Genomic DNA, 12,016 nt, shown 5'->3' on the forward strand with positions numbered 1-12,016 from the left:
TTTGGGCGACTATAACGACAAAAGCCGTGCTTAGCTCGCGAGTTATTTTTATCGTCAGGATAAAAAATAAAGGGAGTAATAAGGAGAGGAAGGAAAAATGCAGGACGCCGGGCGGCGTCCTGATATGGCTCAGGTCAGGCTACTTTTTCTTTTTTGCTTTGACTTTGGCGGCCTTTTTCTTGGCTTTGATTTTTGCCGGATCTTTTTTCTTTTTCGGCAGCTTGGCTTCTTTGTGTTTTGGCTCCAGACCTTCAATCACGCGGCGTTTTAGTTTTTGCTCTGTATAGCGCTCAACCTTACCGAGGATCTCAGCATCATGGGCCTCAACCAGTGAAATGGCGGTGCCTTTTTTACCGGCACGACCGGTACGGCCAATACGGTGCACATAAATGTCGGCGGTACGCGGCATATCAAAGTTAATGACATGGCTGATGTCCGCGACGTCGATACCACGCGCCGCCACATCGGTTGCGATCAGAATGCGGGTGCGACCACTGTGGAAGCTGGCCATGGCGGCCATACGCTTGTCCTGCGGCATTTCACCACGCAGCCAGGTGGTTTTGATGTCCTGGGTGTATAGCTCGCCAACCAGTTTTTCAAGACGCTCGCGGGTCTTTACAAATACAATGGCTTTAGTGACGTCTTCACTTTGCAGCAGGTTGGCCAGCATTGCCAGTTTATGCTCGTAATCATCAGCCAGATGGATCCACTGATGAATTTTGCCTTTTTCTTTACGCGACGATTCGGCTTCAAGCAGCGCTGGATCTTTTAAGATACGCTCGGCAAACAGCTCAACACTGTCGCCTTCCAGAGTCGCTGAAAACAGGAAACACTGACGGCGATTTTTGGCTTCGTTGCAGATCTTGAGCATTTCTTTTTTAAAGCCCAGGTCGAGCATGCGGTCGGCTTCATCGAGGATCAACAGCTCAACGTTATCGGCGTGGAAGTTCTCGGTTTCGAGGTATTCCATCAAACGCCCCGGTGTGGCGATTAGAATATCGTTGTTCTTTTCGAAGATCTCTTTGTGACTGCCGTAGTTAATTCCCCCGGTCACCACCCCGATTTTCAGGTGTGTGCCTGCTGCCAGTGCTTCGCATTGCTCAAACACTTGGTAGGCCAACTCGCGGGTTGGCGTCATGATCAGCACTCGGGCAAACCCCGGATCGCGACGCGGAAAATCCATCAAATACTGAATTGCCGGGATCAGGAACGCGGCTGTTTTACCTGTGCCCGTTGGTGCGGAAGCAAGGATATCGCGGCCCATCAGAGCCTCAGGAATGGCCAGCTGTTGAATGCTGGTGGCTTGCTCAAAGCCCATTTTTTTTATGGCAGTCAGTAGCGTGCCGTCGAGATCGAATTCAGTAAATTGCATAGTGCATCACAAATAAAGGACAATAGCGGAATTATACTTGGCAATCCGGGTTTCTCAAAGGAGCAAAATGGCAGGCTTTGCATTTAAGCAATTTACGGTGGCACAATCACGCAGCGCAATGAAGGTGTCGACCGATGGGGTGTTATTCGGCGCCTGGGTTTGTGTGACGGGCGCGCAGCGCGTGCTCGACATTGGCGCGGGCATGGGGTTACTGAGTTTGATGTGCAAACAGCGCGCCCCATCGCTTGCTATTGATGCGGTTGAAATTGATGCGCAGGCCTGTCTGGATGCTGTTGATAATATCCATGCCAGCCCCTGGCAGGGAATAGCAATACACCAGACACCTATTCAGACATTCGTCTCGGACCAGCCTTATGATTTGGTGATCAGCAATCCGCCGTACTTTAATCACAGTTTAAAAGGACCAGATGACGCTCGTAACACTGCGCGCCATACCGACAGCCTGAGTTTTGTGCATCTGATAGAAGCATTTATGCGTCACAGTCACTCAAAAGGTCGGCTGGCGGTGATTTTGCCAGCTCAGGAAGGACTCGCGTTTATTGCGCTGGCACAGCAGCACGGTTTGCATCTTGCGCGTCGCTGTGATGTGTCCATGACATCGGATAAGCCCGTCAGCAGGCTGATGCTGGAATGGACTAGGGTGGAAACTGAGCTTACTCAAGAAAGCTTGTGTGTGAGAGCGCCCGATGGTGCATACAGTGAGTCGTTTATTGATCTGTGTCGTGATTTCTATCTAAAAATGTGACTCAGAAGGGCGGCGTAATGGGCACTCATGCGGTAATCTTATGTAATACCTAAGATGTTTTAAAAGCGCTACACTCGCAAATAGCCAAATAAGACTAAACTGGGTCAATGCATGCCCAGTGCAAGGAGCCGATAATGGACCAAGATACCCAAATCATCTGTGACTTTCTGAGTGACATTAATTTGCCCCATGCGCTTTGCCCTGTTGAGGGGGAAATGTTTCTGCCGGGACTACAAATTGTACATGGCGTACTTCATATAGATGTCAATAAGTTAGTTTGTCCGGGAGATATATTACATGAAGCAGGCCACATAGCGGTGTGTGAGCCGATATTCAGACCACAGCTTCACAAAGATGTCTACAAAAACGGGCTTAAAAACGGGCGCGAAAAACAAGCGATGGAAGGCGAAGAAATGGCGGCAACCGCCTGGTCTGTTGCCGCAATTTGGCATCTAGGCTTGCCAATCGATCTGGTGTTCCCTGAAAATAGTTATCAGGGCATGAATCAGGCGCTGAAAGAGACATTCCAAAACGGTGGTGTGTTTGGCGATCCGCTGCTTACAGCATGGGATATGACCTGCCCTGAAAAGGGGTTTCCTGCGATGACGAGTTGGATGAGAGAAATGCGCTGGGTAACAGAACTGCCGCAGCCGCTTGCGCAAGCTTAGATTCGGCTAAGAACTTCCCTCAGAGCACAGGGTTAACTATGCTCTGAGGGACTTTAATTAAGCTTGACCATGCTGGCGTATCTTGGTCAAAAAGTCAGAGACATCAACAGAGCAAAAAGTCACCATGGCAAAAAATTGATTGAGCTTTGGCTGGCCCACATCTCGCTCCCAGTTTTCATAAGTCTTACGGCAAACCCCCAGTTGAGTTGCCATAGCCTGAGTTGTTACCCCTTTGTTCTTTCTTAACTTCCTAAGGTCATCACCGGTAATATAACGGGAAAAGAAATCCATGCTGTTTATTCCTTTGTTTATTTTTTGAAGGTTAAGCCGGTACCGCATGATGCACTCATCGCATCACTTAAAAGACGGATTGCCGGGCGCCTATTGCTATTTCCTGCAATGGGTAATTTGTAACTCAGATTGCGATGAAATAAATAATAATATACACCGAGTTTGCATGTTATGAATTGATTCATCAGGGAGATAGTGTGCCGGTGAAATAAGCGGTCATAGAAGACTCTGCATAGTCAGTATGGTACAACAGGCCTGTCAAGCATAGGTATGGGCAAAATGCTGCAATCATCTGTACGAGAAACCGCGAACTAACCCGGCACAAATTGATCCGTTATTTGGCTAACTTTTACAGTACCTAAGACACGGCTTTGCGGAACAGAAACCCGGGTTGTCAAATTGCAGATGCCAGAGAGTGCGTATTCTGAATCACTGTATTGTTTCATTCTTATGAAGACCAGAGAAGGGCAAAATCGGATAAATGTGATGCAGGCTGTTGGCTGATTTGTGAGTAAAACAAGGTGCTGTCTAATACGTGTATTACACAGCACCTGTCGCGTTATTTAATGTAGTACTTCAGCACATCCTGTTCTGGGTGAGAGTACAGCGTTGTATATGGCCAGATGGTAAATTGTCGCTCCGGATTGCCATTAAAAATAGCCGCACCGGCAATATCCCATTGATAATATCCGGTATTATCGGCAAGCTGCGCCATGGTGAATGTGCCGCTATCGACATAACTACAGGGCACCCCCGTGGGCTCAGATCTGAATATATTCAGGCCTTCAAGATGAGGGGTGTTGTCAAATGTTGCTGTCAGGTCAGCAGCGGTGTCGTCCAGCAGCCCCTGGCACCCTGCGCCAGTTGGGTTGGTGACATTGAAAGCCGAGATCATAGATACTTTATTGTGCTCATCAACAAACATCAGTCCTTCTGTCATCGCAGCGCGCAATGCCTGCCACCTTGAGGATTCCAGCACGCCATACTGATCGACTCTGACTGGCTCACGGATCAACTTTCTTTCAACGCCATCGGCATGGTTGGCAAACAGCGTCCAGCCGCCGCCCAGGGTCTCCATATCGCAATACGCCACAAATGGGGCAACACTGCCATCCCCGTCCGGGTCTATGGTGTAATAGCCTGACTGACTGGTCGGATTGGTTTGTTGAATGTCATGACAAGTTTTGCCTTGTGCCTGTGGACTGTTATTGGCAAACTCATCAACAAAGAAGCCGTAATATTCCATTTCATCGATTTGAGTATAGTCACCAGATCCATGGGTGCTCAGTACCAGCAGTCGGAAGCTGCTTCCTAAAGCAGCCTTCGAGAGTTTAACGTGGCTGGTCCCTTTTTCCATCATAATGGTTTCATGATCGGTAAAGGTCACGCCATCGTCTGAGACCTGAAAAACGACTTCTTTTGGCGTCCGGGGCGAAAACTCCGCATGCTTCATCGACACCTGAGTGCTAAAACCTGTGATCACGGCTTTTCTGGCAAAGGAGACCTGCAACCACTCGTTGCTGTTGGTTGGGCCAAGCCAAATCCCGTGTGTCAGCAACTCTCCTGCCTGAGGGTTAATTTTTGGATTTGGATCTGTGTAGTAAAGATGGCCATCAAATGCGCCAGCCGGACTGAACTGGTTAACCGTGCCACTGGCTGTGTAATTACCCGGTGAGAGTGAATTTGTGTAGACTAGCGCAATGTTATTATTGGCGCCAGTGGTATCACCATCGGTGACAACCGGGCGGGAGAGTGTCAAGTCTTCAAAGTGACAGAAGTATTGGATTGCAGGTGCGCCACCCGGGCCGTCCACATCAATCAGATATAAGTTGGACGTAGCAGTCGGGTTACTTAGAGCTATGCTTTCACAGCTGATCCCATCACTGGGGTACACTTCCTGATTGAGGACATTGACCATGTCGAGTAAACGGGCGTACTTGGCTTCCAGAGACTGGCTGGCATTATCGACATACCGTTTGGTGACCAGATGGTTTGGCGCGATAGGATCGTTGGCGATGGCATTACCAATGACTTCCAGCGCTGCACTGGGTGACTGGGTGCCTACACCCACAGAGACACTGGTAGAGACTGATGATGCAGCATCGCGCCAGTGTGTAGTGCCAGGCAGGCCTTGATCTCCTCTCGGGCCCTGGATACCCTGGTCGCCTTTTGGCCCTTGTACACCAGGTTCACCTTGTGGTCCTTGTACACCTTGCAAGCCCTGCGGACCTTGTGGCCCCTGTAGCCCTGGTTCACCTTGCAAGCCTTGCTCTCCCTTTAATTCATTCCACAGTGCACCATCACAGCTGAAAATCTGCTTTTGTACGCTGCTGTAGTATATAGAGCCCGTATGCTCTGGAGTACAGGGAATCGGTGCTGTCGCTTTGGGTGTTAATTTCAGGGCACCGGGTATAACCAGATTGCTATGCGCAAGTGGCTCAAACAGCGGTGGGTAACTGGTACTGTCCGTCGGGTCGGTCTTTGCGAGAAACTCTGCCAGATTGCTGACCGTATCCAGATCCAGATCCTGGCTGGCATCATTGGCACTGGATGGGTTCAGTCCATACTGGATTTCCCAGTCATTACTCATGCCATCTGCATCGTCATCGAGCGGCTTGATTTGGCTGACAACTGAAATAGCATCTACGTCAATGATGTTGTCGTCAATACTGGTATTGTGTATCTCTAACGCGATTGTTTCGTTTAGATCAGATATTGCGCGATGCGCTTCTGTTGGACTAAAGGTGACGGAAAGTTGAACAAACGCCCCGTTTACCAGAGTGAGGTCTGGCGTCACATCAATAAAATGCTCTGCAACGCGAAAGCCAATTCTAAAACTGGCAGGGTTGATACCGGCACGTAATCCCATTTTAGCCTGAATGACATAATTGTTTTGCAGGCTAAAAGGCGATTTCAGAGACTGGCTGAGAGATGCCCCCTGGCCGATAAAGGCAACGTTATTCAGACTTTGGTGGTCTGCATACTGGGCTGCGGTAAGGTTAATGAGTCCGGCCTTACTGTCTGAGAATGTCCATACGTCAGAATGATGGCTTAATTGCGCTGGTGCCAATAATTGTTGCTCAAACTGACCATCTTGAACTAATTCGGAGCCGCTGGCGCTCCAGCATAGTGTTGCCAGAACGGCAGGTAAAACCTGTTTTTTCATATTTCGTCCCTTAGTTGTAGAGCTTATTTACAGTCGATGCGCATTGTACATAAAATAATCCGATTGTCTCGGTTATTTCAAATAAACCGTCTCTTTCTATTAGTTATTAAGCCTTATAAAGGCGATAGAACATTTGAACTGAGCGAGGCTTGGTATAGCTTTACCTATTGGTGTTTTGATAATGCGCTACTGATTTGTAGCGTGCCGGAAGGAGTTAATATGTTTGCGTGTATACTAAGGTTTTGAATGAACGGGCGCTTCAGATCTATGTGTGCTTTGATGTCCAAGCTAACATGCTTACTAAATCATAAGTCAGGAGGCCTGGCCTCCTGACATGGCAGGGTTAATCGGCGCGTGACGGGTAGGTACCAAAAAGACACACTTGCCAGCTGATAGCTTGCACCGGGCTGCGGATATCTACTGCAGTACTGGAACCGGCACTTTCTACTTGAACGGCTGCTTGTGCAGTAGAGCTTACCGCTACACTAGGCCCTTTAATCTCTTCCAGTTGCGGTTGCGCAAAGGGAGTAGGGCTAAAGAAGCTGGCACTGCCAGGAGAACCGATATAACTGTCTGATGTGGGTACCGTTGCATTGGCACCATTGGCTGCAACAGACATTGCAGCCGTTGCTGTACTTTCTACAGCCACCTGAGCTGATGCCAAATGGGTGTGCGCAGGCAGTTGGCTGTGAGTCAGTTGGATTGTTTCACTTCCAGACATCATCCCCGGTATATAGTTACTTAAACCGGGTCCGCTGCCATAACTGATGGGACTTCGTCCGCGCAGGTCTGGTAAGCCAAATGATGTTCGGCCATCACCGCCATAGTAGGTGCCTAATATAGAGAACATCGCCTGAAATTGCGCAATTGAAAGTAATTGTCCTCTGCACTCTGCGTGGTTGCGAACTGCGAATACCCCTGAAAAGGGCATTAATTCGCCGATAAATGCGTCGACAGCCATAACACTCACTCCTTAACTTATTGTTGTTAAAAACTTTATAGTCATATAAAACCATACTCTAGTTTAAGTCATAAGTATATTACGTTGTATTACAACCAAAGTATTGGACCTAACCCTAACGTAAACCTATGCCTGAACGAGCTGTGTGGCAGGTGCGTATCTGCTTTTTGCGAATTATTTTAGTCGTACAAGTAGTGCAGGCTCATTGCCCGTCATAACCTGCTCTGTGAGTGGTATCAGTAGGAAATGGACCTGCCTTAGCATGAGGTGTTTTAAGCGTATGGGGTGTCGATGTACTCGCCTAAAGCTGGTGTTTTTCTATATCAATGGCGGCGATTCTGTAGGCTGCTTTGAGCATAACGATAAGCGCCACCACATTAAAAAACAGGCTGAATATCGCTTCAAACGCCATAATATCGATATTGAAGGTGCGTAGATAACGTGTGAGCTGATCGACAATCTCAATTGCTATTCCAATCACAATGAGCATAAAGCCATAGTATTCAGAAGTGGCATTGAGTGCACTATGCTGTTCGAGAGAGGGATCGTTTTTACTTTCCAGCATACGTTTGGAGAAGATTTTCCGACCATCCATGATAGCGCCAAACCCGATCAGTAAAATGGTGATGGTTGATTCATTATCAATGACTTTTTGATAGCCATGCTGGTCCATATGGCCCAGCAAATACCGAATGTCTTCTGCGGTGATGCTACCAACCAGCAGGCTGATCAATACAAGAGGAAACAGTAAAAATCCCCGGTTGAGTACAACCGCATAAATAAGCTGTCGGGTTTTGGTCATAGTCCTGAGTAACTTGTTGTGATAATGGAAATTATCTGACCTGTTTTAGCTTGTGCGGTGTGCCACGCACAAGCTCAGTGTTGGTTACACTGACTGGGCTGTCAGTAGTGCCAGCTGGATCATCTCCTCAAAAGAAGATTGTCTGGCATCGCTGCTCAGATGGGTATCTTGAGTGATATGGTCTGCGACGGTGAGTATCGTCAGTGCCCTGGCACCATATTGTGCTGCTACACCATATAGCCCGGCGGCTTCCATTTCTACACCCAGGATCCCCATGGTATCCATCAGGTCAAACATGTCTGGCTGAGGAGTATAAAACAGGTCAGATGAAAAAACATTGCCAACTTGTACTTTTAGTGCAAGCTCGCTGGCTGATTTCACACAGGCATTGAGCAGGTTGAAATCGGCGATGGCTGCAAAGTCATGATCTTTAAAGCGCAGGCGATTTACCTTGGAGTCAGTGCAGGCTCCCATGGCGACTATAATATCCCGGAGCTGCACCTGCTCGGAGACCGCGCCACAACTGCCAACTCGGATCAGGTTTTGGACGCCGTATTCAGTGATAAGCTCTTTGGCATAGATAGAACAGCTGGGGATCCCCATGCCCGTGCCCATCACAGATATTCTGTGATCTTGGTAGTAGCCGGTGTAACCTAGCATGTTGCGCACTGTATTGACGATTTTGACGTCTGTCAGAAAGTGCTCGGCAATAAATTTTGCCCGCAATGGGTCACCGGGAAGCAGCACGGTGTCTGCAAACGCATCAGCAGCTGCATTGATATGCACGGTGGTGTGGTGGTTGTGATGGGCCATTAGTATTCTCCTTTTGGAGTAACATTCGAGCCACTCAAAGCGGCAAACACATCGCTGAGCAGGGCAGATGCACCAAATCGAAAGCGCTGCTTGTTAATCCAGTCAGGTCCCATAATAAGTCTGGCTTGTGTCAGATAGTCGTTGGCATCGGCAACGGTGCGCACACCACCGGCCGCTTTAAACCCGACCTCTTTACCACTGTGTTTAATTGCAGTGAGCATAACTTCGGCTGCTTCGAGCGTGGCATTCACAGCCACCTTACCTGTACTGGTTTTGATAAAGTCGGCACCAGCGTCTATTGCTATTTGCGATGCCCGGGCAATAAGCGCAGGTGTAACCAGCTCACCGGACTCAATGATCACTTTAAGCGCTACTTGCTCAGGACATGCCTGTTTGCACTGCTGAACCAGCTGGTACCCAACGTCAGGATCACCTGCCATGAGTGATTTATAGGGAAAAACCACATCGACTTCATCGGCGCCGAGTGCAATAGCTGAACGGGTTTGTTCAACGGCTGTGGTTATGTCCTTGTCTCCGTAAGGAAAGTTACTGACAGTGGCAATCTTGATACTCGGATCCAGATGCTGTCTGGCCAGCGGAATAAACTGCGGATAAACACAGATGGCAGCCACGGAACCGACCTCTGAACTGGCCTGCTGACAGAGTCGAATAATATCCTCGTCGCTTTCTGTGCCGGTCAGGCTGGTCAAATCCATACAATTGAGCGCCAGCTGAGCTGCTTCTTTGGGTGTTGTTATTGACATAGGAGACTCCTATTGTGCTGCCGATATAATGTGGTCGGGCAGCAAAGAACCACTTTCCCAAATGTTCGAGGAGGGCGCGCAGGTGGGCATAGCTCACTCGACAATTGGGGACTCGAGTGGACTTGGTTCCGTGAAGACTTGTACGTTGTGTTCAAGCTAATTCCGTTTAATCACCAGGGGATTGTCTGACAGTTAGCTGCCTTTTTCCAGTGCTAAGATACGGTTACTTGATATGGCGCAAGGTTGTTAGCCGACAGGTAACATATCCGAGAGTAACAGGGCGATCCCCAAAAATGACATAAAACCCGCAATATCGGTGATGGTTGTCAGTACAATGGAAGATGACTGTGCAGGGTCGAGGCCAAACTTCTTCAACGCTATGGGCACAATGGCACCGGCACTGCCTGCGATCACTAAAGAGCAGATCAAGGCCAGCGCAATCACCAGAGCTAACCCAACAGACTGACTCCAGATATAAACCCCAATGGCGCAGGTCAGTGCAATGGCCAGGCCATTGAGTAATCCGGTCAGCATTTCTTTGAGCATCACCTGATACCAGTGTCTTGTGGAGATTTCTCTAAGCGTTAATCCGCGCATAGTGACAGCCAGCGCCTGGGCACCGGCATTGCCCGATTGTCCGGCGGCAACTGGCAGCAAAATCGCCAACGCAGTCACCTGAGCGATGAGCCCTTCAAACGCGCCAACCACCGCTGCGGCAGCAAAGGCGGTGAGTAAGTTTATTTGTAACCAGGGGAGGCGCTTTTTAACAGCAAACCAGCTGCTGGAGAGGGCCTTTTCATCTTTACTGGCACCCACCATGGTTTGCATATCGCTGGCGAGTTCTTCTTTGGTAGACTGATACACATCAAAAAAGCGGATCTGACCAACCAGCTGTTTTTGTGCATCTAATACTGGTAAGGCCCGGGCCCGCAGACCTTCAAACATTTCCACGACTGTGTCCTTATGATCCATCACATCCAGCTTGCCTTTTATTGGGGCCGCCAGCGTTCCAAGTGTTTGATTTCCTGAGCTGGCAAGTAACTGGTTGAGCGTCAGCTCACCAATCAGCACTTGATCCGGGCCGAGTACATAAAGCACATCGGCAATCTTGCTTTTGAGCTTTTTCAGCTGGCTCAGGGTCTCATATACGCTGGTATCGGTATAAAACGCCTGAATAGAGCGATCCATCATTCTGGCTGCGGTGTTTGGGGGGTAGATCAGCAGTTCCTTGAGTTCGCTGGCTAAGTCTGGGTGCTGTGTTTTGAGTTCGTCGAGCAGTACTGAGCGCTTGTTATCATCGAGCGTTGCAAGCAGGCTGACTGCAACATTGGCATCGAGCTGGCGCAGCAGGTTTATACTCAGTGGCAGCGCCATGACCTTAAACAGTGAATTGGCGCTGCCCGGCGGGATATATTTCCAGAGTTTAACGACAATATACAAGGGCTGCTCATGCAACAGTCGAGCAGCTTCCTCGGGGGTCAGCTGACTTATCAATTGAGCGCCTTTGCGAGGGTAGGCATTTAAAAAGGCGGTACCCAGTTTCTCAATGGCGGCGTCGAATTGTTCATTGCTGGCATGCATAAACACTTTCCTTCAGGGTTTTTCCGGGATCAATAAGTCGAGCACATTGGCAAACGAGCTGGCATAGGCATCGAGTAAATCACTGCTCACGAGAGGGGCAATTTGCTCCACCTCATGGTGCTTCAGAGCGTGGCGCACGCGGTAGTGTTGTAATGTGCCGATAAACCCTTGTTTGCGGTTGACCACCGCAACCTGATCTTGTCGCTCCCAGACGCTGGCAGACAGGGCGCTGCCCAGCTCAGTATAGCCGCTCAGACAGGGCACCTGTTTATCCATAAAGTCGGCAACAGGCTGCCCGCCAGAGCGACATAGGAGTTCATATATTGAGACCTGACCGACAATCTGACGTTGATAGTTAACCACGTAAAGTCGAGCCGGGCCTCGGTAGGCACGCTTTTTCAGGCGCAGCATGGCATCTTCTACAGACATTTTGTCATCCAGCGTCAGCACATCGGTTTCGACCCAGGCACCCACGGTGTAGTCAGGGTAGCTGATCAGCATCCGGCACATAGTTTGTTTTTTCAGTGGTAGCAGTGCCAGATAAGTATCTGTTGAGTGCTTTGCTACATGTCGCAAAATGGCTGCAATGTCTGTCAGATTAAGTAATTGTAGCCAGCGGGCCTGTTGTACTTGCTCCACGTTGGGCAGCAGCTGAGCGGTATAACTGGGGTGCATGGCCTTAAGCACAGCACCCACTTCGTGATCTTTCAGAGTGCACAGAATACTGGCGACAACCTCAGGAGCTTGCAATTCAAGCCGCCGGGCTGCTGCGCGCGGCTCTTGCTGCATAAAGTGTTGGGCGAGTTTAAGGTGTAAAGTCGACATACCCTGC

Annotated in this window: 11 protein-coding genes; 2 read left to right on the top strand and 9 right to left on the bottom strand. The window is 49.2% G+C overall.

What is annotated here, in order from left to right; all coding sequences use genetic code 11:
- Nucleotides 1–139: 139 nt before the first annotated feature.
- Entirely contained in the window at nucleotides 140–1,372 is a 1,233-nt protein-coding gene (srmB, locus tag ACXAH1_RS17985) for an ATP-dependent RNA helicase SrmB (protein WP_054014621.1), read from the bottom strand.
- A 67-nt stretch (nucleotides 1,373–1,439) separates the two neighbouring features.
- On the opposite strand from srmB, the gene ACXAH1_RS17990 reads away from it, so the two are divergent.
- Together ACXAH1_RS17990 and ACXAH1_RS17995 are read left to right on the top strand one after the other, a co-directional pair.
- Nucleotides 1,440–2,138, top strand: coding sequence for a tRNA1(Val) (adenine(37)-N6)-methyltransferase (locus ACXAH1_RS17990; protein WP_475198567.1), 699 nt, complete (start codon nucleotides 1,440–1,442; stop codon nucleotides 2,136–2,138).
- Nucleotides 2,139–2,272: 134 nt separating this feature from the next.
- Nucleotides 2,273–2,806 carry a hypothetical protein gene (locus ACXAH1_RS17995; protein ID WP_475198568.1) on the top strand — a complete coding sequence of 178 codons (534 nt, stop codon included), beginning with the start codon at nucleotides 2,273–2,275 and terminating at the stop codon, nucleotides 2,804–2,806.
- 57 nt (nucleotides 2,807–2,863) lie between these two features.
- Here ACXAH1_RS17995 and ACXAH1_RS18000 read toward each other — a convergent pair whose 3' ends face one another.
- From ACXAH1_RS18000 to ACXAH1_RS18035, 8 genes are all read right to left on the bottom strand, one after another.
- On the bottom strand, nucleotides 2,864–3,097 hold the full coding sequence (locus ACXAH1_RS18000; RefSeq protein ID WP_054014624.1) for a helix-turn-helix domain-containing protein: 234 nt from the start codon (nucleotides 3,095–3,097) through the stop codon (nucleotides 2,864–2,866).
- A 559-nt stretch (nucleotides 3,098–3,656) separates the two neighbouring features.
- On the bottom strand, nucleotides 3,657–6,263 hold the full coding sequence (locus ACXAH1_RS18005) for a fibrinogen-like YCDxxxxGGGW domain-containing protein (RefSeq protein WP_475198569.1): 2,607 nt from the start codon (nucleotides 6,261–6,263) through the stop codon (nucleotides 3,657–3,659).
- A gap of 343 nt (nucleotides 6,264–6,606) precedes the next feature.
- Entirely contained in the window at nucleotides 6,607–7,224 is a 618-nt protein-coding gene (locus ACXAH1_RS18010; RefSeq protein WP_475198570.1) for a phage tail protein, read from the bottom strand.
- 301 nt (nucleotides 7,225–7,525) lie between these two features.
- Nucleotides 7,526–8,026, bottom strand: coding sequence for an MAGE domain-containing protein (locus ACXAH1_RS18015; protein WP_253046124.1), 501 nt, complete (start codon nucleotides 8,024–8,026; stop codon nucleotides 7,526–7,528).
- A gap of 84 nt (nucleotides 8,027–8,110) precedes the next feature.
- The gene (gene deoD, locus ACXAH1_RS18020) at nucleotides 8,111–8,839 is read right to left on the bottom strand and encodes a purine-nucleoside phosphorylase (protein ID WP_475198571.1); all 729 of its coding nucleotides are present in this window, start codon (nucleotides 8,837–8,839) and stop codon (nucleotides 8,111–8,113) included.
- Nucleotides 8,839–9,597 carry a deoxyribose-phosphate aldolase gene (gene deoC, locus ACXAH1_RS18025; protein ID WP_475198618.1) on the bottom strand — a complete coding sequence of 253 codons (759 nt, stop codon included), beginning with the start codon at nucleotides 9,595–9,597 and terminating at the stop codon, nucleotides 8,839–8,841. The genes deoD and deoC overlap by 1 nt, the downstream gene beginning before the upstream one ends.
- Before the next feature lie 252 nt (nucleotides 9,598–9,849).
- Nucleotides 9,850–11,184, bottom strand: a complete 1,335-nt coding sequence (locus tag ACXAH1_RS18030; protein ID WP_475198572.1) for a magnesium transporter — start codon at nucleotides 11,182–11,184, stop codon at nucleotides 9,850–9,852.
- Between the two features lie 12 nt (nucleotides 11,185–11,196).
- The gene (locus ACXAH1_RS18035) at nucleotides 11,197–12,009 is read right to left on the bottom strand and encodes a magnesium transporter MgtE N-terminal domain-containing protein (protein WP_475198576.1); all 813 of its coding nucleotides are present in this window, start codon (nucleotides 12,007–12,009) and stop codon (nucleotides 11,197–11,199) included.
- Nucleotides 12,010–12,016 lie beyond the last annotated feature (7 nt).

Source organism: Pseudoalteromonas sp. AWH4_217, assembly GCF_056161105.1.